We start from the raw sequence: 26611 nt of genomic DNA on the forward strand, positions 1-26611 counted from the left end.
GTCGACAGCGCGTGACGGCCCCCCTGCCGCGCGTGCCGCAACCGCCTCACGGTCACCCGCTCCCGGGTGGCCCGCACCACAACCCCCACCCACCGCCTCCACGTCGGCACTCTCCGTGACCTCCAACGCCCGTGGAGGCCCCCGATGGCAGCTTGACAGGAAGGGAAGGCTTACCTAAGTTCAGCGTTCATGTTCCGCAATCGCACCGATGCCACCCGCCCGTCCCTCCGCTCGGGGCGCCCGCGCACGGGTCTGCTGCCGATCGACCCGCAGGCCGACCCCGGCCGCCGCGCCTGGGTGGCCTGCCCGGCCTGCGAGGACGCGCGCGGCTGCGAGCCGTGCGCGAAGGGGCGCAGCTGTGCCGAGCACTGGCGCTACCTGCTGTCCAACACCGGGAGCATGCTGCACCTGCAGTGCCCGGGCTGCACCCACGTCTGGGACCACGAGACCGGGTTCGGCGCCACCCGCCACCGGGTGCAGCGGCCCGCTTAGGGCCCCTCCTTCGGATCACGCCGGGTGGTCGGCGCCGGCATCTTCTTCTCGCTGATGGTGGCCGGCCTGGCGGGCTCGCCGCCGCACGGGCTGGAGGGCGGGCTGACCGCGCAGGGCGTGCCGGCCGCCGCCGCCCGGGGCGTCGCCGCGCTGCCGCCCGTCGGCACCCTGTTCGCGGCGTCCCTCGGGTGCAACCCGGTGCGCGGGATGCTCGGCCCGGACGTCCTCGGACGACGCCCTGCTTGCGGCGCTGCCGGTGCTGGAGCTGCTCGCGGAGGAGCCCGAGGAAGCGAGCTGACGGCGGGGGCGGCCCACTCTTGAGGGTGAGGACGGGCCGGTTCAGCAGACCGGTGCGGCCGACCTGGCCAGCGGTTCGTCCCCGGCGCCCGGTGCGAGGCCGCGGAGCAGGTGGGTGAGCAGGTCGTCGAAGACCTGGTCCAGGGCCGGGCCGGAGAGCTGGCCGCCCGCCGCCTGGGTGGCCACGCCGTGCACGGCCGCGAAGATGACGGCGCCGATCCGGTCGGCGTCGCCGGTCCGGATCCTTCCCTCGCGCTGGCCCTGCGCGATCAGGGCGTGGAGGTCCGCCTTCACGGGCTGCCAGGCGAGCTCCAGTTCCTCCGCGACGGAGGTGTCGTGCTTGCGGGCGAAGGCCAGCTCCAGGAGTGCGGCGTGGGCGGCGGAGAAGTCGACGTACGCGCGGGCGAAGACGAACACCCGCTCGCGGAAGCCGTCCCCGCTCCTGGCGAGGCCGCTGCGGGCCGCGGTGGTCAGCCGCTGGATGCCGGTGAGCGCGAGTGCGTCGAGCAGGGCGCGCCGGTCCCTGAAGTGGCGGCTGGGCGCGGCGTGGCTGACGTCGAGGGCGCGGGCGAGCTCGCGCAGCGACAGCGCCTCGACGCCCTGCTCGCGCAGTGTCTGCTCGGCGCGCTCCAGAAGTGCGGCGCGGAGGTCTCCGTGGTGATAGCGGCCCGTTCGCATGGTCATCAGCATACGAGTAAGTAGTCGTTGACTACTTTGTTGTCGCTGACTACATTGAGGCTTCGGTGCGGATTCGACGTCCGCCCGCGTCCCGTCACGAGGAGAGTCATGGACTTCAGCCGCAAGACCACCCTGATCACGGGAGCGTCCACCGGAATCGGGGCGGCGTTCGCCCGCGAGCTCGCCGCCCGCGGATCGGACCTGGTCGTCGTCGCCCGCAGAGAGGACCGACTGCGCACCCTCCAGCAGGAGTTGACGAAGGCTCATGACATCACCGTGCACGTCCTGCCGCTGGACCTGGCCCGCCCCGGGGCCGGCGCGGAGGTGCAGCGCCGGGTCGAGGAGCTGGGTGCGGCGGTCGACGTCCTGATCAACAACGCCGGCTTCGCCACCTTCGGCGCCGTCGCCGAGAGCGATCCGACGCGGATGGCCGAGGAGGTGCACCTCAACTGCCTCACCCTCACAGACCTGACCGCCCGGCTGCTGCCCGGGATGGTCGAACGGGGCCGCGGGGCGGTGATCAACGTGGCCAGCACGGCCGCCTTCCAGCCGGTTCCCCGGATGGCCGTCTACGGGGCGACCAAGGCGTACGTGCTCTCCTTCACCGAGGCGCTTTCGAACGAGCTCCGCGGGAGCGGCGTCCAGGCCCTGGCGCTCTGCCCGGGTGCCACCGACACCCCCTTCTTCGAGGTCGTCGGCGAGCAGGCCGTGGTGGGTAACCGCCGTCGGCCCGAGCAGGTCGTCGCCACCACGCTGGCCGCCCTGCAGAAGGGGCGGCCGACCGTCGTCGACGGGTTCGTCAACCGCCTCGGCACGCTGACCCCGCGCCTGCTGCCGCGCCGAGCCATGGTCGCCTTCGCCGAACGCATCACCCGGCCGAACCCGGCGCACCGATCCCCGGCGCGCTGATCCCCGGCGCACCGATCCCCGGCGCACTGATCCCCGGTGTTCCTCCGTGGCCGGAGACCGCCGCGTGCGGCAGGGGCCTGCGCGGAACGACCGAACCAGGGACGGACGGGGAACCCGGGCATGAATGAGACGGGCACGGTGCGACGGCGCCGGCACACCCGCGAGGTCGCCGCCGCGGCTCCGCGCGAGCACCCGGGCACGCCCAACTGAGGCCCCGGGCGCCGCGGCGGGGCATGGACTCCGGCATCGGGGGCAGCAGCGAGTCGACAATCACCGGAGGAAAGGAAATGCGATGGGTCCGCTGATTCTCGTTCTTCTGCTCGCCCTGCTGCTGTTCGGTGCGGGTTTCGCCCTGAAGGTCCTGTGGTGGCTGGCCGTGATCGTGCTGGCGGCGTGGCTGCTCGGCTTCCTCGTCCGTGGCACCACCGCGGCGGGCAGCCGGGGCCGCTGGTACCGCTGGTGACACAGGCCCGCCGCCGGATCGCGCACACCGTGCGGTCGCCCGGTGGTGACGGGCCGCCGGCCGCGGACATGCCGGGGGCCGACACAGGGCTGTGTCGGCCCCCGGCATGTCCGGTTGAGGGTCAGTCGGGCGGCTCCAGCGGCTGCGGGTCGGCCGGGCCCGGCGGCTGCGGGTCGGGTGCGCCCTCCCGTTCGGGCCGGGGCGGTTCCGGGGGCGGCAGCGGCGATCCGGGCGGCGCCGGCGGGTCGGGCAGCAGCGGAGGCGGCGACGGGTCCCGCGGCGCGGGCCGGGTGATCGTGCCGCCGGGGGCGGCGGGGGAGGAGTTCGCTCGATCGGTCATGGGTGCCCGTCTGCCCCCGAATACCGGCGCCAACCCCCCTTTTCCGCAGGTCGCGGCGGCCCTCCGGAAGGTATGGCCTGGGCGGGTGAATGATCGCGGTGACCCGGCGCGCCGGGTCACCGCACGGCCGGTCAGGCATATCGGCGGGTTAGGTTCTGGCCCGTGACCGGCAACAACGCGGTCCTGGTGCTGGTGGTCGCCACCGCGCTGGGTTTCGACTTCACCAATGGATTCCATGACACCGGAAACGCCATGGCGACCTCGATCGTCACCGAGGCGCTCCGTCCGCGGGTCGCCGTCGCCGTCTCGGCGGTACTCAACCTGGTCGGCGCGTTCCTGTCGACCGCCGTCGCCGCGACCATCGCCAACGGCCTGGTCGACAGCGGCGTCGTGACCCTGACCGTGGTCTTCGCCGGCCTGGCCGGCAGCATCCTGTGGAACCTGGCCACCTGGTACCTCGGTATTCCCTCCAGTTCCTCGCACGCCCTCATCGGCGGCGTGGTCGGGGCCACGATGGCGGCGGCCGGCGCCAACGCCGTCAAATGGCAGGGCCTGGTATCCAAGGTGATCGTGCCCGCCACACTGTCCCCGTTCATCGCCGGCACGGTCGCCGCGGTCGGCATCTACCTCGTCCACCGCCTCACCCGCGACGTGCCGGACGGCCCCCGCGGGCACGGCTTCCGGCTCGGCCAGGTCGGTTCGGCCTCCATGGTCTCGCTCGCCCACGGCACCAACGACGCGCAGAAGACCATGGGCGTCATCACGCTCGCCCTGATCGCCAACGGCACCCTGCACGCCGGCGCCAAGTCCCCGACCTGGGTGATTGCCTCCTGCGCGGTGGCGATCGCGCTGGGCACCTACATCGGCGGCTGGCGGGTCATCCGGACCTTGGGCAAGGGGCTGGTGGAGATCGACTCGGCGCAGGGGATGGCCAGCGAGTCGGCCTCGGCCGCGGTGATCCTCTGCTCCACCGACTTCGGCTACTCGCTCTCCACCACCCATGTGGCCACCGGGTCGATCCTGGGTTCGGGAGTCGGGAAGCGGGGCGCCGTCGTTCGCTGGCGCACCGCCCGCCGGATGGCGGTGGCCTGGCTGTTCACCCTGCCGGCCTCCGCGGTGGTCGGCGCCGCGGCCTACTGGGCCGCGCACGGCATCGGCGGGACCATCGGCGTCGTGGTGATCTTCATCGTGCTGCTCCTCGCCGCGGTCGCGTTCTTCCTCGCCTCCCGCCGCGCGGCCGTGACGCCGGAGAACGTCAACGCCGCGTGGACCGGCTCGGTGATCCCCGCCCCGGAAACCAGCAAGGCGGCATAGGGCCTGTCTTTCGGATCTCGGCGGGTGGTCGACGCCGGAGCACGCACGCCCCCGGCCTTCGGCCGGGAGGTGCCCCCAGCGCATGGACTCCCTCCTCCGCACCGCCGATGCACGCACTCCAACGCCGCCCACTGATCCGACGCGATCCGAAAGACAGGCCCCCGTGAACTCCTGGATCAACCTGAACGCGCTGTGGAAGATCCTCGTGGTGGGTCTTCTCACCGGCGCCGGACTGCCGGCCCTGTTCGCTGTCGGGCTGCGCACCCTCAACCCGCCGCCCCGGGTCGGTGGGGCCACGGTCGGGCGGCCGACCGCCGGGCCGGTCGGCTACGCGGTGGCCGGTCTGTGCTTCGCCGCGGTGCTCGCCGCGATCGGCTGGGGCATCTCCGTCATCGTCAACCACAGCTGAACGGCCGCACCGCACCCGGCCGCGGTCGACGGCAGGGCGGCGGGGGAGCGCGGCACTGACGCGGGATCAGGTTTTTCGAAAGACGGACACGTCGGGGGAATTCGTCGCAGCGGGCTCCCGGATCTCGGATTCGCCCGACCGGCACTCCCCTCCGTTCCCCCCTCCGTTCCCGCGTCGCGGAATTTCCGGGGTATGCGAAGGGAGCCGCCATGGCAGCCGGAAATCCGTGATGCGTCCGCCTGTTCCGCACGCTACGCCCCCCCGCCACCGACCGGCGCCGTCACCGGTCCGTTTCCGCCGGTCACCCGCGGTGTCCGGTCGCTGTACGGGACCGGGTGGTCACCGGAGGGGCCGGAAATAACAATTCACTGCCGAGGTCTGTCCCGAATTCCAGCGGGGGCCTAGGCTGCGGCGCGTGTCGATCCTTCGAAGATTTCGCTCCTCCGGTCCACGCCTACTGCCGGAACTCGACGACGTCGATCTCGGTCGCGTGCGGCGACAGCTGAATTCCCTCGGGATTCCCGGGCAGGGCGCCATTCAGGTCGACCAGGTCGAGCGGTTGGTCCAGCAGGCCGGGACGGACTGGGACCGTCGTGGGCACCGCCTCGCCGTGCTCGCCGAGGCCGCCGCGCCCTCCGGGCTCGCGCGCTCCTGGCGGTTGCGCCGCCCGAACAGCGCCGACCCGATGGTCTTCGAGGCGTGGGTCGAGCTGGTCCGCGGCCGGCACGCGGGGCGGATGGAGGACGCCCGGGCCGCCGCCGACCACTGCTACCGCGCCACCGGTGTCGTCCCCGAGGACCCCACCCCCTGGGTGGTGCTGCTCGGGATCCTGCGCCTGATGCGCGCCGACTCGCGCGAGCTGTTCGCGGTCTGGAACGAGGTGGTCGAGCGCGACCCCTGGAACCGTGAGGCGCATCTGCAGATGCTGCGGTACCTGTCGCCCGAGGAGTGCGGCTCGCGCGGCAGGCAGCTGGAGTTCGTCGACACCGTCCGGACCTCCGTCCCGTCGACCGCGCCGGCCGTCGCGGTGGAGCTGACCGCGCTGGTCGACGAACACGCCAGGGTCGCCGCCAAGGGAGGGGTCGAAGGGCTGCTGGTCCGCCGCCAGTGGACCAACAGCCGGGCCGCGCGGGCACTGGACGCGGCCCTGGCCGAGTGGCCCCGCCCCGGCCATCTGCGGCACGCGGCCGCCCGCGCCGATCTCAACCTGCTGGCCTTCGCCCTCGTCCAGGCCGGTCGGCCGCGCGAGAGCGCCGCAGCGTTCGACCTGATCGGCGACACGGCCACCGCCTGGCCGTGGGTGCTCGACGGCGAGCCGCTGCAGGAGTTCGGCTACTGGCGGTCCAAGGCGCTGGTCTGACGCCACGTCCGGTGCGGCGGCGGCTCGGGCGCGTTCTCCCTTCCGGGCCGGGGCGGTGCGCGGGCTGACAGCGCGCTGTGCGCGGGTTGCCAGCGGCGGGGCGGAGGCTGGGGTCGTCCCGATCGGCCTGAGCGCAGAGGAACGGTTCCATGCCCCAGTCACTGCCCCACCACGCTGCTTCACCGGATCGCCCGGTGTGCTCCCCGCGCCGCCTGCGGGGGGTGTCGGCGGCGGTCACGGCCTCCGGTCTGGCCGTCGCACTGGCGGCGGTCGCGATCGCGGCCCCCGCTCCGGCGAGGGCGGCCACGCGGTCCGCGCCTGCGGCGGCCCTGGACGGCGTCGAGGCCCAGCGGTCCCAACTGGCCCGGCTGGCAAAGGCGTTGGTGGCCGCCGGGGCGCCGGGTGTGATCGTGCGGGTGGACGACGGCCGGGGTCTGCCGGTGGAGGTCGTCGAGCAGGCCCCCTGGGCCGAGCGGGACGGCCGGCTCGCGGTGGGGGACGAGTTCCGGATGGGCTCCAACACCAAGACCATGATGGCCGTGCTCGTGCTGATGCTGGTCTCCGAGCACAGGCTCGACCTGGACGACCCGGTGGAGCGGTGGCTGCCGGGGAAGGTCCCGAACGGCGGGGCGATCACGCTGCGGATGCTGTTGAACCACACCAGCGGCCTGTTCGACTACACCGGGGACAGCGGCCTGCTGGCCTCGATCCTCGGCACGGACCCGCGGCGGTGGACCTCGCTGGACCTGCTCGCCCTGGGGGTCCGGCACGAGCCGCTGTTCGCGCCGGGCACGCGGTGGTCGTACAGCAACACGAACTACGCCGCGGTCGGCGCCGTCCTCGAACAGGTCACCGGGCAGAGCGCGGCCGACCTGCTCCGCGACCGGATCGCCCGGCCGCTGGGCCTGCGGCACACCTACCTCGCCACGGACTCGACCTGGCGCGGCCGGCACGCCCGCGGGTACGAGCCTGACCAGGCCCACATGCCGACGGGCGTACCCGCCGAGTACAGGGTGGTCGCCGGGCCGCAGCACGACGGCCGGGTGGACGTCTCCGGCAACGACCCGGGTTGGGGCGGGGCCGCCGGGGCGGTGGTGTCCACCGCGCAGGACTGGGCGCGCTTCCACACGGCACTGATGTCCGGCCGGCTGCTGCCCGCGGCCCAGCTCGCACAGATGCGCACGACCGTCCCGATGGACCCGGAGAACCCGGTGAACGGGCCCGGCTCCGGCCTGGGCATCGAGACCGGGTCCACGCCCTGCGGGACGATCTGGGCCCATGACGGCGGGATCACCGGGTACTCCAGCAGCACCATCACCGACGTCACCGGCCGACGCACCGCCACCGTGCTCGTCCCGACGGAGTTCGTGTACGAGTTCGAGGCCGACGAGGGGATCCTGGAGGCCGACCAGGCGCTCAAGACCGCGGTGATCTGCACCATGTTCGGCAAGCCCGTCCCGACGGCCGCGGGCGCTACCGGCACCGGCTGAGCGAGCCGCCCGCGGGGGAGTCGGGTGCGGGGGGACCGGGTGCGGGCGAGTCGGGTGCGGTGAGGCTCGCGGAGACCAGTTCTCTGGCCTCGCTCCGGGTCAGCTCGGCGCCCTCGGCGTGGGCCGTCGCGAACCCGGGCTCCCCCAGGGCGGTGGCGGCCCGCCGGGCGATCCGGTGCACGTCGGCGTCGCCGGGCTCGCCGGAGCCGCGCAGCGCGGCGGCCGCGCCCAGCAGCCGGGCGGCGCCGTCCGGCCGGTCGCGGGCCAACGCGACCTCGGCGGCCACGACCGCGAGCCCGGCCGCGACCGGGGAGTCCCAGGTCAGCACCAGGCGCACCGCCGGGTGGTCGAGTCGGCGCACCGCGTCGTCGGGGAGCCCGTCGGCCGCGTCCACCTGGGCGAGCACACCGAGCAGTAGAGCGGTCAGATGTGACGGCGGCGCCTGGTCGGCGGGTGCCTCGGCCAGTGCGATCCGGGCGTGCTCACGGGCGGGCCCCGGGCGCCCGGCCCGCCACTCCAGGCGGGCCAGGCCCAGGCGGACCAGGGCCCACAGCTCCGCCGACCCGCTCTGCGCCACCTGGTCGAGCAGGCGCTCCAGCCGCCGCCGTCCGGCTGCCTCGTCCCCGGTCTGAGCATGGACCAGCGCGGCCTCCACGTCGTTCTCGACCGTGTACTCCCGCATGCCGAGCTCCCGGAAGCAGCGGGTGGCCCGCTCGTTCATCGCCAGGGCGGCGGCCGGGTCGCCGGACCGCCGCCGGAGCGATCCGAGGGCGCCCAGCGTGGTCGCCAGGCCCCACCGCTCGCCGAGCTCCTCGAAGCCGGTCAGCGCGCGGGAGAGCAGGGTGCCGGCGAGGGAGAGGTCCCCGGCGTGCATGGCCAGCCGGCCCCGGACCGCCAGCCCGAACGACCGGCGCCAGGGATCGCGTCGTCCGTCGTCGGGGCTGTCCGGGTCGTTCGGGTCCCCGCTGTCCGGTTCGCCGTTGCCCCGGTCCCCGTCCGCCGGGGCGGTGACCGCGATGGCCAACCTGGCCAGCCCCAGTAGGGGGTGGAGGGCGGGATCGACGCCCTCCACCGACCGCCCGATCCGGCCGATGGCGGCCTCCGCCTCCTGCGGCGTACCGACCTCCGCGGTGCCGAGCGCGTGGGCCACGACCACCAGCGCCCGGGCCACCGGATCGGCCGGCCCGGGCACCTCCAGCACTCTCCCGAGCAGGTCCAGTGACTCCGGGGGGTTGCCCCGCAGGGACCAGAACCAGCCCAGCGCGGCACCGAAGCGGACCGCCGTGTCGGCGTCCCCCGCCTCGACCGCCCAGCGGATCGCGGCCGACAGGTTGTCCCGTTCGGCCGACAGCCGGGCCAGCCAGCGCAGTTGGCCGCCGGTGCGCAGACGGGGTTCGGCGAGCTCGGCCAGGTCGAGCAGGAACCCGACGTACCGTCGCCGGACGGCGCCGGTCTCCGCACGCCGGGCGAGCTGCTCCAGGCCGTACTCCCGGATGGTCTCCAGCATCCGGTAGCGCGGCTCACCCGTGTCGGCGGCCCGGACGGGGTGCAGCAGGGACTTGTCGACCAGGGCCGCCAGGATCTCCCGGACGTCGGGGGCACGGCAGTCGGGCCCGCCGACCGCCTGGAGGTCGGGCCCGCCGACCGCCTGCGCCGCGTCCTCGGTGAAGCCGCCGGGGACCACCGCCAGCCGTTCCAGGAGCGCGCGCTCCTCGTCGTCCAGCAGCTCCCAGCTCCAGGCCACCACGGCCCGCAGGGTCCGGTGCCGGGGCAGCGCGGTGCGACTTCCCCCGGTGAGCAGCCGGAACCGGTCGTCCAGCCGGGCCGTGACCACCTCGATCGGCAGCGTGCGCAGCCGCGCCGCGGCCAGTTCGATCGCCAGCGGCAGGCCGTCCAGGCGTCGGCAGATCTCGACCGCGGCCGCGAGTGCGGCGCCGTCCGCGGTGAAGCCGGGACGCACCGCGGCGGCCCGGTCGTGGAACAGCCGGACCGCCGCACAGGCGCGGGCCTGCCGGTCCGGCGCGCCCGGTGCGGGCAGCTCCAGCGGGAGGACCGGGTGCAGGGTCTCACCGTCGATCCGAAGCGGCTCCCGGCCGGTGGCCAGCACCCGCAGCCGGGGGCACCGGCGAAGCAGCGCCTCGGCCAGCCGCGCGGCGGCCTCGACCACGTGCTCGCAGTTGTCCAGGACCAGGACCAGTTCGTCGTCCCCCAGCGACTCGACCAGCCGGTCCACGGCGTCCTCGCCGGGGCCGCCGCGCCCGGGCGAACCGGCCTCGCGCATCCGCAGCACGTCCAGTACCGCGCGCGGCACGTCGTCCGCGCCGACCGGGGCCAGGGCGACGAACCACACCCCGCCGGCCGGGGTGAGCCGCCGGCCGGCGGTGACGGCCAGCCGGGTCTTGCCGGAGCCCCCGGGCCCGACCAGGGTGACCAGCCGGGCCGCGTCGAGCAGTCCGGCCACCCGGCGGACGTCCTCCTCCCGGCCCACGAAGCTGGTCAGCGGCGCGTCCAGGTTGCCGCGCACCCGTGAGCGGTCGGGCCGCGGCCCGGGGATCTCGCCGCGCAACACGGCGAGGTGGGCCGCCTGCAGCTGTGGCCCCGGGTCGCTGCCGAAGTCCTCGGACAGCCGGCCGCGCAGCCGCTGGTAGACGGCCAGTGCCTCGGCGCCCCGGCCGCCGGCGGCCAGGGCGCGGACCAACTGGGCGTGCAGCCGTTCGTGCAGCGGGTGTTGCGCGGTCAGCGACTCCAGTTCGGCGACGAGACCGGGTTCGGCTCCAAGCACGAGGTCGGCCTCGATCCGGTCCTCCAGGGCGGCCAACCGGGCCCGCTCCAGCCGGGCGGCCTCGGCCTCGGCGAACGGCGCCTCCCGGACGTCCGCCAGCGCGCCGCCGCGCCACAGGGCCAGTGCCTCCCGCAGGGCGGCGGCGGCCTCGGCGGGCCGGTCCTGCGCGAGCAGAAGCCGGCCCGAGCGGGCCAACCGCTCGAACCGGACGACGTCCACCGCGCCCGCCTCGACCGCCAGCCGGTACCCGCCCGGCTCAGAGCCGAGCAGCGCCGGATCACCCAGCACCCGCCGCAACCGGGACACCAGCGACTGCAACGCGTTCGCCCGGTCGCCCGGCGCCGTCTCCTCGCCCCACAGGGCCTGCGCCAACTCCTCGGCCCGTACGGCCCGTCCGGCGTCCAGCGCCAGCCGCGCCAGCAGCGCCCGCAGCCGGGGCCCGCCCACCGGCACCGGGCCGCCACCGGTGTCCAGCATCAGAGCTCCAAGCAGGCCGACACGCACCCGCCCACTATCCCAGCCCCGCCGCCCCGACCGCCAACCCGTACCTGTCCCACCGTCAGCCGCGATTGAGGAGGAGTCAGCTCCCCGGCAACGGCGGGAGATGGGGATAACCCCCGCACCAACCCGGGCGTCAGCAGGATGGGGGGCCGGCACGACGGCCGGGCACGATGATCATCAACGGGGGACGGACAACAGAACCAAGGAGAGACCGATGAGGGCACGTACGGGGATCGCAGCACTGTGCGCGGGATTGTGCGCGGTGGCGGTGTCGGGATTCCTCCCGGCGACGGCCGTGGCGGAACGGGTGCCGGGATCGCCGCCCGCCGGCCTCCGGGAGGGCATCGAGCAGATGGTCGCGGACGGGTTCCCGGGAGCCGTGGCGTACACCAGGCGCGGAGAGTCGGAGTCGCGGATTGCGGCCGGTCTCGCGAACACGGCGACCGGCGAGCGGGCCCGGCCGGACCAGCGGTTCCGGATCGCCAGCAACACCAAGTCGTTCGTGTCGACGGTGCTCCTGCAGCTGGAGGGCGAGGGACGGCTCTCGCTGGACGACAACGTGGAGAAGTGGCTGCCGGGCGTGGTCCAGGGAGCCGGCAACGACGGCCGGGTCATCACCGTCCGGCAGCTGCTCAACCACACCTCGGGCATCTACGACCCCACGACCGAGCCGGAGTTCTTCGCTCCCTACCTGGAGCGCCACGAGTGGGACCACGTCTACACCCCGCGGGAGGTGATCGCCCGCGCCGTTCGGCACAAGCCGCTGTTCGCGCCCGGAGGCGGCTGGTCGTACTCCAACACCAACTACCTGCTCGCCGGTCTGGTGATCGAGGCGGTCACCCACCACAGCGCACCCGCCGAGATCCAGCGGCGGATCCTCGCCCCGCTCGGCCTGAAGGACACCTCCTTCCCGGTGACCGACCCGGACATCCACGGCCCCCACCTGCACGGTTACGACCTCAAGGGGCAGGACGTCACCCGGTTCAGCCCGTCGTACGACTGGACCGCCGGTGCCATGATCTCCACGGTCGACGACCTGGCCCGCTTCCACCGGGCGCTGTTCACCGGCAAGCTGCTGCGCCCCGCCCAGCAGCGCGAACTGCTCACCACGGTGGAGTTCCCGGACGAACCGGCGTACGGACTGGGCGTGCAGCGGATGGACGTGCCGTGCGGCTCGGAGCCGGACTCCGATTCGGTCGGCGTCTGGGAGACCGACGGCGGCGGACCGGGCTACACCAGCGTCGCGCTCACCACCGCCGACGGCGAGCGACAGCTGGTCCTCGCCGTCAACGTCTTCGACCTCGGGGCGGACCTGGAGCACAAGGCGCCCGTCCCGCGGAGCAAGGGCCTGGTGAAGGCACAGGTGGCAGCGCTGTGCGACTGACCCGACGGTCGGAGCGCGACTGCCGCGGGGTTGCGGCCGGTACGGCGCAGCCCCGCGGCAGAGCCGGGTCAGACGCGGTCAGACGCGGTCGGCCGCGATCAGGACGTACTGGAAGGAGCCGTCCTTGTAGGAGGAGATGAACGCCTCCTCGATGCCCGTGACGAGGGAGGAGGTGGCGCGCAGCTCCCAGTAGGGCAGGGTGTCGGGCGTCAGGTCGATGACGGCCTGCGGCACCAGGCGGTTGTCCGCCATCGCCCGCAGGTACTCCCGGCGGGAGTGGATGTTGCACTCGAAGTGCGCGTTGATCTGGGACACCCACTTCGAGGGCTGCCCGTAGACCGGGTTCCAGCAGCCGGTGATGGTCACGTAGCGGCCGCCGACGGCGAGCATCCGGGAGTGCTCGGCGAAGAGGTCGTGCAGGTCGACGTACATGCTGGACTCGTTGTTCCAGGAGGCCGCCACCTCGCCCGTCCCGAAGGGCGTGTCGAGCATGTTGCAGACGCGGGAGCGGACCGAGTCCTCGATGCCGAGCTCCCGGGCGCGCCGGTTGCCGAACTCGGCCTGCTTGGCCGACAGGGTGACGCCCTCGACCTTGCAGCCGAAGCGCTGGTGGGCCATCACCATGGAGCCGCCGCGGCCGCAGCCGGCGTCGACCAGGGTGGCATCGCGCGGGATGGCGCCCAGGTTGTTCAGGAGCACGTCGGCCTGGGCGGACTCCAGCCGGTGCAGCTCGGTGATCACCTTCTTCTCGCGCTCGCTGTCGCCGGGGTCGCCCAGTGAGGCGTGGTCGACGTCCCCGATGCCGTAGTGGTGGTGGTAGAGGCCGTCCACGTCGCCCAGGCGCAGGTTCACGGGCCGGGCCTCGTGGTTCCAGTACTGGGCGATGTCGTTCTGGTAGGGCGTTGCCGGTCCGGGAACGGTGGCAGCGGTGGTCACGGCGGGCAGGTCAGTTGTGGTCATGGATGGCTCCTTGGTTACCAGAAGTCGGGCAGGCTGTATCGGTAGGTGTTGTTCTGGTGCCAGTAGTGGTTGCCGTCGACCCACGCGGCCACGCCGCGTAGGAAGCGCACCAGGACGGGGGTCGGGCAGGCGGCGGTCAGCGCGGCCGCCTCGGCCTCGAACTCGTGCATGAGCTCGTTGTGGACCTCGACCGCCTTCAGGTAGGCGTCGCGGGTGGTGCGGTCCTCGTGTTCGGCGATCACCACGGGCAGGTTCATGTGCCGGCCCGGGCCGGCGAGTTCCTTGGTGTACGAGTAGAGGTCGTTGACGATGGTCGTGGCGTTGGAGGCGAGCGCGATCACCCGCTGGAGGGCGGGCACCGAGTGGAGGTCGGCGGGCAGTTCGTAGCCGCCGACGGTGTCCGTGATGGTCGGGCAGGGGCGGAAGTTGTTGAACTGGCGCATCGCCAGGTACTCCCACACCGCGGGGACGTGCTCCGTCTCGGTCCAGGCGGCCTCGGCGAGGTACCCCAGGTGCAGCCGGGCCATGTCGTGCCGGAACCGGTCGGTCTGGGAGGGGCTGGCCGCGCGGGTGAAGTAGTCCATCGCCGAGCGGTAGGCGCGCCGGGGGGCGTCCGACTGGAGCGACTCCTCCCAGACCGGCTGGTACTCCGGTGCGGTGTGCAGCGGGTCCAGCGCCGTGTGGGCCAGCAGCAGGCGCCCGCCGAGGCCGACGGGCGAGCCGCCGTGGTCCTCGCAGTAGTAGTCGTCGACGGCGTTCTCGGCGACCATCAGCCGGGCCGCGAGCATCAGATGGTCGACGTCGGGGGCGTCGGGATGGCAGACCACCATGTACTTGCCCACCGAGAAGCCGTCGAACTGGTCCTCCAGCTCCGGCGGGTACAGCTCGACCTCCTCCAGCGCCCACTCCTTGACCCGCAGGCCGACCTCCGCCGAGCGCTCCGGGTCGGGATCGGGCACGGGGTGGTGGTACAGGCCCGGGATGGGATCGCCGGGCTTGGGCTTGGCCGCGCGCGGTGCGAGGTGCAGGCCCGTGGTACCAAGGCCGCTGGGGCCGCCGAGGATCCGGTCCAGGGCGGTGTTGCTCATGACCGAACCGCCGATGGCTCCGCGGTGTTCTCCGGTCCGGTGTACACGGACATGGAAGGGCCTCCCTCTGTGAAGGACTGCAGGTCATGGCGGTTCGTCGCCTGGGCGCAGCAGAAGGGGGTGCCGTGCCCCGGGCCCCCTGGTCGCTCGCTGATCAACGGTAGGGCGGGTGGACCGATTGGAGGCGTCCTAGCGCGCTGCCTGCACCCGATGGGGTGAACGTTGCCCATGAGAGGGTTTGAAATGAAAATGCTTCGATCTTGCCGGTCGGGCCGACGGGAGGCGGCGTCGACGGACCGTCAGGACTGCTGCGCCGCCGCCTCGAAGCGTGCGATGGCGGCCTCGGCCAGGGCGAGGTCGGCCGCGGTGTCGGCGGTGGCGTCGACGGTCAGTCCGGGCTCGTCCGGTTGCAGCGGTTCCAGGGTGTCGTACTGGGAGTCCAGTAGCCGGGCGGGCATGAAGTGCCCGGCCCGGTGGGAGATCCGGACGCGGGCGGTCTCCCGGTCGAGGGCCAGGTGGAGGAACCAGACGCCCGGCCCGGCCGTCCGGAGCTCGTCGCGGTACTCCCGCTTCAGGGCCGAGCAGGAGAGCACCGCACCCCGGTGGGCGCGGGTGGTGGCCCGGATCCAGTCGGTCAGGCCGCGCAGCCAGGGTTCGCGGTCGGCGTCGTCGAGGGCGCGCCCGGCCGTCATCTTGGCGATGTTCGCCGCCGGGTGGAAGTCGTCGCCCTCCACGAACGGCACGTCGCGGCGCTGGGCGAGCAGGTGCCCCAGGGTGGTCTTGCCCGAGGCGGCGACGCCCATGACCACCACGACCGTCGGTGCCGGTCCGGATCTCCGCACAGTGCCTCTCCCCGGTCTCGGCCGCCTCGCCCCGTCCTGGAGATCATGCCCGGCGGGTCGGTGGAACGGGCGGTCCGGGCACGGGGGGCCGCCACGACTACCCGATTGGCTCCGGCCGGGGAGCCGGGGAGCCGGGGAGCCGGGGAGCCGGGTGGCCGGGTGGCCGGGGAGCCGGGGAGCCGGGTGGCCGGGGAGCCGGGGAGCCGGGGAGCCGGGTGGCGGGGTGCGTCCGGCCCGTCGTCCCGGGAGCGTCGGGGGATTGCCGCCGGCGCCGATCGCTGCTGAGATCCCTCCATGAGCCCGACAGACGCCGACACCGGTCGGCCCCCGGCCAGGATCCTGCTGCCCTACCCGCCCGCACGGATCGGCGGCCTGCCCCCGTCTCCGTCCTCCCCCGGGTCCGCCGGCTCCCCGGAGCTGCCCGTGGCGCTCTGGGACGGCCGGGGCGGCGAGCCGTCCGAGCGGCTGCTGCGCGAGGTGGAGTTCCTCGTCATCCCCTACACGTACACCTCGGTCGCGGTGCCGCTGCTCGCCCGGATGCCGCGGCTGCGGGTGGTGCAGAGCCTGTCGGCGGGCGTCGACGACCTGCTGCCCTTCCTGCCGGACGGGGTGACGCTCTGCAATGCGAAGGGTGTCCACGACGCGAGCACGGCCGAGCTCGCGCTCACCCTCGTCCTCTCCGCGTTGCGCGGTCTCCCCGGCCTGGTGCGCGCGCAGGACGCCGAGGTCTGGCAGGACGGGTTCTTCCCCTCGCTCGCCGACCGGACGGTGCTGGTCGTCGGCTACGGCTCGATCGGCGCGGCCGTGGAGGAGCGCCTGGTGCCGTTCGAGTGCGAGGTGCTGCGGGTGGCCCGCAGCGCCCGCCCGGCCCCGCGCGGGCCGGTGCACGCCCTCGCGGACCTCCCCGCGCTGATCCCCCGCGCCGACGTGGTGGTGCTGACCGTCCCGCTGACCGCACAGACCCGCGGGCTGGTCGACGCCGGCTTCCTGGCCGCCATGAAGGACGACGCGCTGCTGGTGAACGTGGCGCGGGGCGCGGTGGTGGACACCGACGCCCTGCTGGCGGAGCTGCGGAGCGGACGGCTCGGCGCGGCCCTCGACGTCACGGACCCGGAGCCGCTGCCCGCCGGGCACCCGCTGTGGCACGCCCCCAACACGCTGATCACCCCTCATGTGGGCGGCAACAGCTCCGCGTTCCTGCCCCGGGCCCTGCGCCTGATCCGCACCCAGCTGGAGCGCTTCCTCGCCGGGGAGCCGCTGGAGAACGTGGTGGTGGCCGGCAGCCGCCAGTAGTACTCGGCCCCGCGCGCGCTACGCCGTCGGGGGGACAGGCCGGGCCCGCCGGGCGAGCCGCTCCCCGTGGCGCGGGCCCGGCCGGGAATCGTGGTCCCCCGTGCCGGCCTGCGGCCAACGACGGGAGACAGCAGTGAGCTCAGCAGCGGATGAGGGACGCCGGCCGGTGCCGCCGATCCTCCGTGGACAGAAGGCCCTGGTGACCGGGGCGAACTCCGGGATCGGGAAGGCGACCGCGATCGGCCTGGGCCGCGCGGGCGCCGACGTGGTGGTCAACTACGTCTTCGGCCCCGAGGCGGCCGAGGAGGTGGTCCGGGAGATCACGTCCTTCGGCGTGCGGGCCTACGCCCACGAGGCGGACGTGTCCCAGGAGGACCAGGTCGTCGCGATGGTCGACCGGATGGTCGAGGAGTTCGGCACCATCGACATCATGGTGGCCAACGCCGGGCTGCAGCGGGACGCCGCCATCACGGACATGACCCTCGCCCAGTGGCAGAAGGTGCTGGACGTCAACCTCACCGGCCAGTTCCTGTGCGCCCGGGAGGCCGCGAAGGAGTTCCTCCGCCGGGGCGTGGTGCCCGAGGTGTCCCGCTCGGCCGGGAAGATCGTCTGCATGAGCTCGGTCCACCAGATCATCCCGTGGTCGGGCCACGTGAACTACGCCGCCTCCAAGGGCGGCGTCCTGATGCTGATGGAGACCCTCGCCCAGGAGCTCGCCCCGAAGGGGATCCGGGTGAACGCCGTCGCCCCGGGCGCGATCCGCACCCCGATCAACCGCAGCGCCTGGGACACCCCCGAGGCCGAGGCGGACCTCCTGCGGCTGATCCCCTACCGCCGGGTCGGCGACCCCGAGGACATCGCGAACGCGGTGACCGTCCTGGCCTCCGACCTGATGGACTACGTCGTCGGCACCACCCTCTACGTCGACGGCGGGATGACCCTCTTCCCCGGCTTCGCCACCGGAGGCTGATCGCAGAGTGTCCCACCACCTGGCGCACCACCTCACGCACCAACTGGCACACCAGCTGTCCGGGTCACTGGGCGGAACCCGGCTGCTGGCCGACACACCCGCCCAGCTGCTCCCCGCCCGGGAGCTGATGGCGTTCACCCTGGCCTCCCACATCCTGCTGGTGCCGCTGGGGGTGGCCCTGCCGTTCGTGACCCTGGTCATGCACCACCGCGGGCTGCGCAAGGGCGACCCGACCGCACTGCTGCTGGCCCGGCGCTGGTCCGCCGTGATGGCCGTCCAGTTCGCGGTCGGCATCGTCACCGGCACCGTGCTCTCCTTCGAGTTCGGGCTGCTCTGGCCGGGCATGATGGGCCGGTGGGGGGACGTCTTCGGCCTCGGCTTCGGCGTGGAGGCCTGGGCGTTCTTCCTCGAGGCGATCCTGATCGCGATCTACCTCTACGGCTGGCGCAGGCTGAAGCCGTGGACGCACTTCTGGCTCGGCGTACCGCTGCCGCTGGCCGCGCTGCTCGGCGCGTTCGGCATCATCGCCGCGAACTCCTGGATGAACACCCCCCAGGGCTTCACCCTCGACGCCGCCGGCAGGCCCATCGACGTCAAGGTCCAACAGGCCGTCTTCACACCGATGTTCGGGCCGCAGTACTGGCACTTCGTGGTCGCGATGTTCCTGACCGCGGGCTACGTGGTGGCCGGCGTCTACGCGGTGGGGTGGCTGCGCGGCCGCCGGGACCGCTACCACCGCCTCGGCTTCACCGTGCCGTTCACGGCCGCGGCGATCCTCACCCCCGTGCAGTTCGTGCTCGGCGACGCCATCGCCCGGGCGGTCTTCCACAAGCAGCCCGTCAAGTTCGCCGCCACGGAGCTCGTCTGGGACACCGACACGCACGTGCCGGAGTACATGTTCGGCCGCCTGCAGGAGGACGGGACCATCAAGGGCGGTCTGAAGATCCCCCAACTGGACTCCATCCTGGCCGGGTTCAGCCCCAGCACCCAGGTCACCGGGCTGACCTCGGTACCCGCCTCGGACCGTCCGACCGTCACCCAGGCCACGATCGCGCACTGGGCCTTCGACATCATGGTCACCATCGGCAGCCTGCTGATCCTGCTCGCGCTCTGGTACGGCTGGTGCTGGCTGCGCCGCCGCGACCTGCCGCGCTCCCGGTGGTTCTTCCGGTGCGCCGCGGTGGCCGGTGCGGCCAGCCTGCTCACCGTGGAGTGCGGCTGGATCACCACCGAGGTGGGCCGCCAGCCCTGGATCGTCTACCAGAACATGCGGGTCTCCGAGGCCGTGACCCCCACCGCCGCCGCCTCGCTGTGGACCATGTTCGGGATCGTCGTCACGGTGTACGTCCTCGTGTTCGGCGCGTTCCTCGTCGTCGTCCTGAAGATGCGCACCCGCTGGCGGCTCGCCGACTCCGGGCCCGGCCGCGCCCTGGCCGAGGGCCCCGAGACGGACACCCCTTACGGTCCGCGCCCGGAACCGGCCTCCAACGCCCCGGGAACCCACCGCGCACCGGGGAGCGAGCTGTGACCGCGAACATCGTCGCCTGGATCCTGCTGGCCGCGATCGCCGCCTACGCCTGCGGCGGCGGGGTCGACTACGGCGCCGGGTTCTGGGACCTGCTGGCCGGCGGCGCCGAGCGCGGCAAACGCCCGCGCTGGCTGATCGACCACGCCATGGCACCGGTCTGGGAGGTCAACAACGTCTGGCTGATCTTCGTCCTGATCCTGATGTGGACCGGCTTCCCGGTGTTCTTCCAGACGGTGTTCACCGCGCTCTGGCTCCCACTGGCCCTGGCCGCCATCGGGATGGTCCTGCGCGGCGCCGGGTTCGCGCTGCGCAAGCCCGCCCGGAAACTGGCCGCCCGCCGCGTCTACGGCGCCGTGTTCGCGGTGTCCTCGCTGCTCACGCCGTTCTTCCTGGGCGCCGTCATCGGCGGCGTGGCCTCCGGGCGGGTCGCCCCCGGCACCACGGCCTCGGCCGACGCCTGGGCCAACACCACCTCGATCATGGCGGGGCTGGGCGCCGTCGCCGCCACCGCCTTCCTCGGCGCGGTGTTCCTCACCGCGGACGCCCGCCGCTTCGGGGCCCGCGACCTGGTCGGCTACTTCCGGCTGCGGGCCTGGATCGGCACCGCGGCCCTGCTGGCCATGGGTGTGCTCGCCCTGGTCGTGACCGACCCGCACGCCTCGTACGTGCACCACGGGCTCACCCACGGGATCGGGCTGCTGCTCCTCCTGCTCGCCGCGGCGGCCGCGGCCGTCACGGCCTGGCTCGTCGCGGGCCGGGCCGCCGGGTGGGCGCGCTACTCCTCGGTGGCCGCCGTGGCCCTGGTGGTCGCCGCCTGGGGGGTCGCCCAGCGGCCGTACCTGGTGCCCACCTCGCTGACCGTCCAGCAGGCCGCGGGGGCGAGCGCGCCACTCCAGTGGATGCTCATCGTCGCGGGCGTCTCCCTGGTGCTGATCGGCCCCGCGCTCGTCGTGCTGTACCGCCTCGACACCCACGGCGTGCTGGAGCCGCTCTCCGACGAGGACGTCGCACGGTGACGGCCCCGCCGCCCCGCGGGCGCCCCGCCGGGTAGTACCGACCCCCCCAGGAGGCACCACCGTGACGTCGAACCAGGTGCTGACCGGCGTGGGACTGATCGTGGTCCTGGCCGTCGGCTCCCAGCTGCTGGCGAACCGGCTGCGCATCCCGGCGCTGCTCATCCTGCTGCCGGCCGGGTTCACCGCCGGCGTGCTGACGGACGACGTCAACCCCGAACAACTGCTGGGCCCCGCCTTCTCCCCGCTGGTCTCGCTGGCGGTCGCGGTGATCCTCTACGACGCCGGCCTCGAACTGGACCTCAAGCGGCTCCTCGGCCACAACCGCCGCGTCGTGGTCCGGCTCATCCTCCTCGGCACGCTGGTCACCTGGGTGTCGGCGGCGCTGTTCGCCGTCCCGGTGCTGGACCTGTCGATGTCGGCGGCGGTGATGCTGGGAGCGATCCTCGTCGTCTCGGGCCCGACCGTGGTGGGGCCGCTGCTCCACTTCGTCCGCCCGACCGAGCGGCTGCAGCGGATCCTGATCTGGGAGGGCGCCCTGATCGATCCGGTCGGCGGCATCCTGGGCGCCTTCGTGTTCCACGGCGTCGTCGCCGCCCAGCAGGACGGCATCGGCAGCCAGGTCGGCCAGTTCTGGGTCAGCGCGGCGATCGGCGCCGCCGGCGGCGCGGTGGGCGCCGCCGTGCTGTGGCTGCTGCTCCACCACCTGAGACTGCACGAAGTACTGGGCACCACGGTGCAGTTCGCCGCTGTGGTGGGCACCGCGGCGGCCTGCGACATCCTCCGCGACGACACCGGTCTGATCGCCGCGGTCGTGATGGGGATGGCCCTGGCCAACCTGCCGGGCCTGGACATCCCGGCCCGCCGGCCCTTCTTCGAGACCCTGGTCTCGCTGATCATCGGCGTGCTGTTCGTCTCCATCTCGGCCACCGTCACCCCGCAGTCCCTGCAGCCGGTGGTGTTCCCGACCCTCGCGCTGGTCGCCCTCCTCGTGCTGGTGGTCCGGCCGCTGGTGGCCGTCCTCGCCACCGCCCGCACCGATGTGCGGGGCGGGGAGCGGTGGTTCATCGGATGGATGGCGCCGCGCGGCATCGTCGCCGCGGCCACCGCCTCCACGTTCTCGGCCACCCTGGTCAAGGACGGCATCGGCGGCGCCGACCGGATCCTGCCCGCGACCTTCCTGGTGATCGTCGCCACCGTCATGCTGTACGGCCTGACCGCGTTCCCGGTCGCCCGGCGGCTCGACGTGCTGCGCCCCGCGCGCTCCAGGCCGCTGCTGGTCGGCGGCGACCCGTGGGCGATCGACCTCGGGCGTGCGCTGTACTCGGCCGGACTGGACGTCCTGATGTGGGCGGGCGCCGACGACCAGCGCGCCCGGATCGAGGCGGCGGGCCTGAAGCTGGCACCGGGTGAACTGCTCGCGGCGGCCACCGGCGCGGGCGCGGAGCTGGAGGGGATCACCGGGGTGCTGCTGCTCACCGAGGAGGACGACTTCAACGCGCTCGCCTCGGTGACCCTGAGCGAGAACGTCGAGGGGCCGGTGATGCGCCTCGGTCCTTCCGCCCGCAGCCAGGGCGTGGTGGCGCCGTACGTGGGCGGCGAGGCGCTCTTCGCGGCGGGCCTGACCAGACCGGAGCTGGTCCGCCGGTACGAGGGCGGGGCGCGGATCGTGGCGCACACGGTGGACGGCGGGCTGCGGCCGGAGCACGAGCTGCTGTTCCTGGTGCGCCCGGACGGGCGGCTCGACCCGGTCACCGAGACGGGCAGCCCCACGCCGGGTGCCGGGGACATCGCCGTCCTGCTGAGCCCGGACGCCCGGTGGCCGGCGGGGTGACCGGCCGCGTCCGCGGGTGGCTGCCGGGCCCGCGGTGTTTGCCGGGCCTGCTGGGCCTGCTGGGCCCGCCGTGACTGCCGGGGGGGGCGGTCAGCGGATCCGCTCCGCGATGTGGTCGCCGACCCGCAGCGCGTTGGCGATGGCGGTCAGCGAGGGATTGACCGCGCCGATGCTCGGGAAGAAGCTCGTGTCCACCACGTACAGGTTGTCCAGGTCGTGGGCCTTGCAGTTCACGTCGAGTGCCGAACTCCGGGGGTCCCTGCCGAAGCGCACGGTGCCCGCCTGGTGCGCGGTGGCGCCGATCGGCATCCCCTTGTGCAGGTAGAGGCTGTGCGGCAGGAGGTGGTGCGGATGCATGCCCAACCTCCCGAGCATGTGCTGCAGTTTGTGCTGGAGCCGCTGCAGGCCTGCGATGTTGTTCTTCTCGTCCAGGGCCAGGTGGATCCCGCCGTCCTCGTCCAGGGTGACGCGGTTGTCCGGCTGCGGGAGGTCCTCGCCGCACAGCCAGAAGTCCACGGCGTGGTGGGCCAGCACCTCGAACGGCATGTCCGGGGAGGCCAGTCCGGCCCAGCGCGGCGCCTCGCCCTGGATCTGGTCCGCGTCGGACTTGCCCAGCATCTGGATCCCGCCGAGCGGGAACTCCCAGTCGTCCGCGCCCAGGTACCAGTCGTTCATCGCGAGGGTCTTCTGGAACTGCGTGTCGTTCGGCTCCTTCGACACCGCCATCAGGGCGAGGTTGTTGTGCCGCATGTAGTGCCGGCCGACGGTGTCGGAGCTGTTGGCCAGCCCGTTCGGGTGCCGGTCGTTGGCCGAACGCAGCAGCAGTACTGCCGAGTTCACCGCCCCGCAGGCCACCACGACGATGTCGGAGCGGAAGGTGGCGGTCGTCCCGTCCGTGAGCTCGGCGACCACCCCGGTGACGCTGCGCCCGGTCGGATCGGTCTCCAGCGTGCGGACGCCGGCGCCGGTGACCAGCCGGACGTTCGGGTGCCGCAGTGCGGGCTCGACGCAGACCACCTGGGCGTCCGCCTTGCCGCGCACCAGGCAGGGGAAGCCGTCCACCCGGTTGCAGCGGATGCAGACGCTGTCGTGGGTCGCGCGGCCCTGCTCGTCCTGGGTGAGGTTCACACCGATGGGCAGGTGGAACGGGTGCAGCCCCTGCTTCTCCAGGTCGTCGCTGAGCTGCTGGATCCGCGGCTCGTGCTGCACCGGGGGGTAGGCGTACTGGGCGCTGGCCGGCCCCTCGCCCGGGTCCTCCCCGTGCCGTCCGTGCACGAGGTAGAGGTGCTCGGCCTGGGTGTAGTACGGCTCCAGGTCCTCGTAGCGGATCGGCCACGCGGGGGAGAGGCCGCCGTGGTGGCGGATCTCGCCGAAGTCCTCGGGGCGCAGCCGGAACAGCGCGGCGCCGTAGAACTTGGTGTTCCCGCCGACGTAGTAGTTGACCTCGGGTGGGAACGGGTCGCCGTTCCTGTCGTACCAGAACTCGGGCGCCCGGTACTTGCCCTTGACGAAGACCGCGGTCGACTCCCAGTTGTCCCGTTCCCGGGGGAGGTAGCCGCCGCGTTCCAGGAGCAGGATGCGCTTGCCGGTGGGGGCCAGCCGGTGGGCTAGGGTGCCGCCGCCCGCGCCGGTGCCGATGATGATGACGTCGTAGTGCTGGGTGTCGGCCATGTCGGCCGCCTCCGTGTCGTCGGGGCAGGGGTGTCTGCCGGGTGTCACGGTCACAGGATCGCGATCGGGTTGACGGGCGAGCCGGTGGCCAGCGGGAGCCGCAACGGCGCGACCACGCAGAGGAAGGACCACCGGCCCTCCTGTTCGCAGAGCGGCACCAGGTCCTCGAACTGGAGGTAGTCGAGGAGGTGGAGCCCGAGGGCGTGGACGCCGAGCACGTGCACCGGGAAGGCCACGCCGTCGGTGGCGCTCGGGGCGGTGTCGTTGTTGCCGTCGCCGCCGAGGACGGCCACCCGGCGCTCGGCGAGGAACTCCATGGCGGCGGGGTGGAGTCCGGCCCGGCTGCCCGCGGCGTTCCAGGGGCCCGTCTCGACCCGTCGGCGGCGGTGTCCGACCCGGACGAGGAGGAGGTCGCCGGCGCGGACCCGGACGCGCTGGGCGGCCTCGGCGGCGGCCAGGTCGTCGGCGGTGACGTGGTCGCCCGGTTCCAGCCAGCGCACCCCGCGCAGCCGGGGGATGTCCAGCAGGACGCCGCGGCCGACGATGCCGTTCGCGGCCGCTTCGACGGAGAGCGCGGTGGCGCCGTCCGCGGTGACGGTCGCCGCCGGGACGCCGCCGTGCAGGGTGCCGTCGTAGACGACGTGGCAGAGCGCGTCGAGGTGGCTGTCGGCGTCGCCGTGCACGTTCATGCCGAACCGGTCGGTGGCGAAGTGGAGCCCGCTGCCGTCGGCCGCCGCCTCCGGGGGGCTGGTCAACCGGTGGTCGGCCGGGTGGGGGTTGTCGGGGGCGGTCCCGGTCTCCACCGGGGAGGAGAGGGTGACCGTCCGGCCCGAGCGGACCTCGGCCGCCGCGTCGCGCACCGTCTCAGGAGTGAGGGCCGCCAGGGCGCCCCGCCCGCCGCCCGGATCCACCGCCAGCCCGCACAGCCGCTCGTAGAGGGCCCTGAACTCGGCCCGGCTCTGGTGCTGTTGACGGGCCGGTGCGCGGTGCGCGCCGGGGCGGGCCGGAGCCGGACCTCGGGCCGGCTCAGCGTTGCCGGTCAAGGGCCTCGTCCAGGGTCCCGGCGGCGGTGATCAGCGACAGGTGGGTGAACGCCTGTGGGAAGTTGCCGAGTTGCTCACCGGTGGGGCCGATCTCCTCGGCGAAGAGACCGACGTGGTTGGCGTAGGTGTGCATCTTCTCGAAGGTGTACCGGGCGGGGCGCAGGCGGCCGGCCCGGGCCAGCGCGTCCACGTAGAGGAAGGTGCAGAGGCTGAAGGTGCCCTCGGAGCCGCGCAGTCCGTCCGGCGAGGCCGCCGGGTCGTACCGGTAGACGAGGCTGTCGGACACCAGGGTGCGGTCCATCGCGTCCAGCGTGGACAGCCAGGACGGGTCCCGGGGCGAGACGAAGCCGACCCGGGGCATCAGCAGCAGCGAGGCGTCCAGGACCGGCTCCCCGCCGTAGTGCTGGACGTAGGCCTGTACCTCATCGTTCCAGCCGTGCTCCATGACCTGTTCCAGGACGGTGTCGCGGGCCTTCGTCCAGAGCTCGGTGTTGGCGGGCCGGCGGAAGTCGGCGGCCAGCCGCAGGCCGCGGTCGAAGGCGGCCCAGCACATCACCCGGCTGTAGGTGAAGTCCTTGCGCCCCCCGCGGGTCTCCCAGATGCCCTCGTCGGGCCGGTCCCAGGAGTCGGCCAGCCAGTCGAGGTTCCGCGACAGTATCTTCCAGCCCCGGTAGCCGGCCTGGGTCGCAATCTCGCGCCCCTCCGAGAGGGCGTAGAGCGCCTCGCCGTAGATGTCCAGTTGCAACTGGTCGGCGGCGGCGTTGCCGAGCCGCACGGGGGCGGACCCGCGGTACCCCTCCAGGTGGCCGAGGATCTCCTCGCTCAGCAGCGGCTCCCCGTCGACCCGGTACATGATCTGCAGCGGTTCGCCGCCCTTGCCCGCCGAGTCGCGCAGACGGTCGCCGAGCCAGTGCGTGAAGTCCGTCGCCTCCTCCACGAACCCGAGGTCGAGCAGGGCCCGCACGGAGAGCGAGCCGTCGCGCACCCAGGTGTACCGGTAGTCCCAGTTGCGCTCGCCGCCGACCTGCTCGGGCAGGCCCATCGTGGCGGCGGCGACCGGGGCGCCGGTGGGGGCGTAGGTGAGCAGCTTCAGCGTGATGGCGGAGCGGTTGACCATGTCGGGCCAGCGGCCGCGGTAGTTGGAGCCGTGCACCCAGGACTGCCAGAACCCGGCGGTCTCCCACAGCTGTGCGGTGACCCCGTCGGCGGTGGGCGGCGGCGGGGGCGGCCCGTCGGCGTCGCAGACGGTGAGCACGGCTGCGGCCTCCTGGCCGACGTTCAGGGTGAAGGAGCCGCGCACGTCGTTGCCGTCGCGCTCCATCGGAAAGGTGGTCTGGAGGTACGCGGTGACCCCGGGGGCCCGGAAGACGGCCTCGTGGTCCTGCACGTCGAGTCCGTGGGTGGCCCGGCCGTAGTCGAACCGGGGCCGGCACTCCAGGTCGAAGCGGACCGTTCCGCGCACCGCGCGGACCGCCCGCATCAGGGTGTGGCGGTCACTCGCCGTGCGGGAGAGGTGCGGCGGCATCCAGTCGATCACCTCGCCGACGCCGTCGGTGGACATGAAGCGGGTCACCAGGACGGCGGTGTCGGGGTAGTACAGCTGCTTGCAGGAGGTCTCCACCTCGGTGGGCGACAGCCGGAGGTATCCGCCGCGGTCGTGGTCGAGCAGCGCGGCGAAGATGCTGGGGGAGTCGAACCGAGGGGAGGCGAGCCAGTCGACCACGCCCTGCGAGGACACCAGTGCGGCGGTCTGCAGGTCGCCCACCAGACCGTGGTCGGCGATGGGAGGGTATCGGTCCATGAGGGTCCAATCTCAGAAAGATCCCTGCCCGTCCACTATCCGCCAACCGGGGGACGCGCGCGCCCGGAGTCCGTGCGCGGCCGCCCGGCCCGGGTGAGACGGACAGGGCCTGGTTGCCGAACGCCGCGCCCGCGGTGTTACTGAAGGGG

General features: G+C 73.4%; 22 protein-coding genes and 1 pseudogene. 14 read left to right on the forward strand and 9 right to left on the reverse strand.

Going from position 1 to position 26611, the window contains the following annotated elements; all coding sequences use genetic code 11:
* The first annotated feature begins 252 nt into the window (after positions 1-252).
* Positions 253-492 carry a hypothetical protein gene (locus ACGFZP_RS29930; protein ID WP_392939343.1) on the forward strand — a complete coding sequence of 80 codons (240 nt, stop codon included), beginning with the start codon at positions 253-255 and terminating at the stop codon, positions 490-492.
* A gap of 24 nt (positions 493-516) precedes the next feature.
* Positions 517-813 (forward strand): hypothetical protein, encoded by a 297-nt coding sequence (locus tag ACGFZP_RS29935; RefSeq protein WP_392939031.1) that lies wholly within the window; start codon positions 517-519, stop codon positions 811-813.
* A gap of 18 nt (positions 814-831) precedes the next feature.
* Here ACGFZP_RS29935 and ACGFZP_RS29940 read toward each other — a convergent pair whose 3' ends face one another.
* Positions 832-1473, reverse strand: coding sequence for a TetR/AcrR family transcriptional regulator (locus ACGFZP_RS29940; protein ID WP_392939032.1), 642 nt, complete (start codon positions 1471-1473; stop codon positions 832-834).
* A gap of 102 nt (positions 1474-1575) precedes the next feature.
* Between ACGFZP_RS29940 and ACGFZP_RS29945 the strand changes: the two genes are divergently transcribed.
* Together ACGFZP_RS29945 and ACGFZP_RS29950 are read left to right on the forward strand one after the other, a co-directional pair.
* On the forward strand, positions 1576-2376 hold the full coding sequence (locus ACGFZP_RS29945; RefSeq protein ID WP_392939034.1) for an SDR family NAD(P)-dependent oxidoreductase: 801 nt from the start codon (positions 1576-1578) through the stop codon (positions 2374-2376).
* Between the two features lie 292 nt (positions 2377-2668).
* Positions 2669-2839, forward strand: coding sequence for a hydrophobic protein (locus tag ACGFZP_RS29950; RefSeq protein ID WP_392939035.1), 171 nt, complete (start codon positions 2669-2671; stop codon positions 2837-2839).
* Positions 2840-2960: 121 nt separating this feature from the next.
* On the opposite strand, the gene ACGFZP_RS29955 is transcribed toward ACGFZP_RS29950, so the two are convergent.
* Positions 2961-3179, reverse strand: a complete 219-nt coding sequence (locus ACGFZP_RS29955; RefSeq protein WP_392939037.1) for a hypothetical protein — start codon at positions 3177-3179, stop codon at positions 2961-2963.
* Between the two features lie 162 nt (positions 3180-3341).
* Between ACGFZP_RS29955 and ACGFZP_RS29960 the strand changes: the two genes are divergently transcribed.
* The 4 genes from ACGFZP_RS29960 to ACGFZP_RS29975 all read left to right on the forward strand — a co-directional run bounded on the left by ACGFZP_RS29960 (position 3342) and on the right by ACGFZP_RS29975 (position 7752).
* Positions 3342-4493, forward strand: a complete 1152-nt coding sequence (locus ACGFZP_RS29960) for an anion permease (RefSeq protein ID WP_392939039.1) — start codon at positions 3342-3344, stop codon at positions 4491-4493.
* Positions 4494-4656: 163 nt separating this feature from the next.
* Positions 4657-4902 carry a hypothetical protein gene (locus tag ACGFZP_RS29965; protein ID WP_392939041.1) on the forward strand — a complete coding sequence of 82 codons (246 nt, stop codon included), beginning with the start codon at positions 4657-4659 and terminating at the stop codon, positions 4900-4902.
* A gap of 415 nt (positions 4903-5317) precedes the next feature.
* Positions 5318-6262 carry a hypothetical protein gene (locus ACGFZP_RS29970; protein ID WP_392939043.1) on the forward strand — a complete coding sequence of 315 codons (945 nt, stop codon included), beginning with the start codon at positions 5318-5320 and terminating at the stop codon, positions 6260-6262.
* Positions 6263-6411: 149 nt separating this feature from the next.
* Positions 6412-7752: a serine hydrolase domain-containing protein gene (locus ACGFZP_RS29975; protein WP_392939044.1), complete on the forward strand. Its 1341-nt coding sequence runs from the start codon at positions 6412-6414 to the stop codon at positions 7750-7752.
* On the opposite strand, the gene ACGFZP_RS29980 is transcribed toward ACGFZP_RS29975, so the two are convergent.
* Positions 7736-11011, reverse strand: a complete 3276-nt coding sequence (locus tag ACGFZP_RS29980; RefSeq protein ID WP_392939046.1) for a BTAD domain-containing putative transcriptional regulator — start codon at positions 11009-11011, stop codon at positions 7736-7738. The genes ACGFZP_RS29975 and ACGFZP_RS29980 overlap by 17 nt on opposite strands.
* Positions 11012-11249: 238 nt before the next feature.
* On the opposite strand from ACGFZP_RS29980, the gene ACGFZP_RS29985 reads away from it, so the two are divergent.
* Positions 11250-12419: a serine hydrolase domain-containing protein gene (locus ACGFZP_RS29985; protein ID WP_392939047.1), complete on the forward strand. Its 1170-nt coding sequence runs from the start codon at positions 11250-11252 to the stop codon at positions 12417-12419.
* Between the two features lie 78 nt (positions 12420-12497).
* Here the strand turns inward: ACGFZP_RS29985 and ACGFZP_RS29990 are convergent, their stop codons facing one another.
* From ACGFZP_RS29990 to ACGFZP_RS30000, 3 genes and pseudogenes are all read right to left on the reverse strand, one after another.
* On the reverse strand, positions 12498-13379 hold the full coding sequence (locus ACGFZP_RS29990) for a geranyl diphosphate 2-C-methyltransferase (RefSeq protein ID WP_392939048.1): 882 nt from the start codon (positions 13377-13379) through the stop codon (positions 12498-12500).
* 14 nt (positions 13380-13393) lie between these two features.
* Positions 13394-14440 (reverse strand): annotated as a pseudogene (locus tag ACGFZP_RS29995) (family 2 encapsulin nanocompartment cargo protein terpene cyclase); the annotation flags it as partial.
* Positions 14441-14766: 326 nt separating this feature from the next.
* A complete protein-coding gene (locus ACGFZP_RS30000) occupies positions 14767-15270 on the reverse strand; it encodes a gluconokinase (RefSeq protein ID WP_392939345.1) in 504 nt (167 codons plus the stop codon).
* Positions 15271-15603: 333 nt separating this feature from the next.
* Here ACGFZP_RS30000 and ACGFZP_RS30005 point away from each other — a divergent pair, with 333 nt between their 5' ends.
* The 5 genes from ACGFZP_RS30005 (at position 15604) to ACGFZP_RS30025 (ending at position 21947) form a co-directional block, all read left to right on the forward strand.
* Complete coding sequence (locus ACGFZP_RS30005) at positions 15604-16602, forward strand: 2-hydroxyacid dehydrogenase (RefSeq protein WP_392939049.1); 999 nt, start codon at positions 15604-15606, stop codon at positions 16600-16602.
* A gap of 175 nt (positions 16603-16777) precedes the next feature.
* Positions 16778-17572: an SDR family oxidoreductase gene (locus tag ACGFZP_RS30010; protein WP_392939347.1), complete on the forward strand. Its 795-nt coding sequence runs from the start codon at positions 16778-16780 to the stop codon at positions 17570-17572.
* Positions 17573-17699: 127 nt separating this feature from the next.
* The gene (locus tag ACGFZP_RS30015) at positions 17700-19100 is read left to right on the forward strand and encodes a cytochrome ubiquinol oxidase subunit I (protein WP_392939349.1); all 1401 of its coding nucleotides are present in this window, start codon (positions 17700-17702) and stop codon (positions 19098-19100) included.
* On the forward strand, positions 19097-20116 hold the full coding sequence (locus tag ACGFZP_RS30020; RefSeq protein ID WP_392939051.1) for a cytochrome d ubiquinol oxidase subunit II: 1020 nt from the start codon (positions 19097-19099) through the stop codon (positions 20114-20116). Before ACGFZP_RS30015 ends, ACGFZP_RS30020 begins: the two co-directional genes overlap by 4 nt.
* Positions 20117-20177: 61 nt before the next feature.
* On the forward strand, positions 20178-21947 hold the full coding sequence (locus tag ACGFZP_RS30025) for a cation:proton antiporter (protein WP_392939053.1): 1770 nt from the start codon (positions 20178-20180) through the stop codon (positions 21945-21947).
* Positions 21948-22037: 90 nt separating this feature from the next.
* Here ACGFZP_RS30025 and ACGFZP_RS30030 read toward each other — a convergent pair whose 3' ends face one another.
* Genes ACGFZP_RS30030 through ACGFZP_RS30040 form a run of 3 tightly spaced genes read right to left on the reverse strand, consistent with a single transcriptional unit; the run spans position 22038 to position 26462 of the window.
* The gene (locus ACGFZP_RS30030; RefSeq protein WP_392939055.1) at positions 22038-23618 is read right to left on the reverse strand and encodes a GMC oxidoreductase; all 1581 of its coding nucleotides are present in this window, start codon (positions 23616-23618) and stop codon (positions 22038-22040) included.
* A 50-nt stretch (positions 23619-23668) separates the two neighbouring features.
* Positions 23669-24661, reverse strand: coding sequence for a cyclase family protein (locus ACGFZP_RS30035; protein WP_392939056.1), 993 nt, complete (start codon positions 24659-24661; stop codon positions 23669-23671).
* Positions 24645-26462: a glycoside hydrolase family 15 protein gene (locus tag ACGFZP_RS30040; RefSeq protein ID WP_392939057.1), complete on the reverse strand. Its 1818-nt coding sequence runs from the start codon at positions 26460-26462 to the stop codon at positions 24645-24647. The genes ACGFZP_RS30035 and ACGFZP_RS30040 overlap by 17 nt, the downstream gene beginning before the upstream one ends.
* Positions 26463-26611: the final 149 nt, after the last annotated feature.

The organism is Kitasatospora sp. NPDC048239 (assembly GCF_043202015.1).
Taxonomy (GTDB): domain Bacteria; phylum Actinomycetota; class Actinomycetes; order Streptomycetales; family Streptomycetaceae; genus Kitasatospora.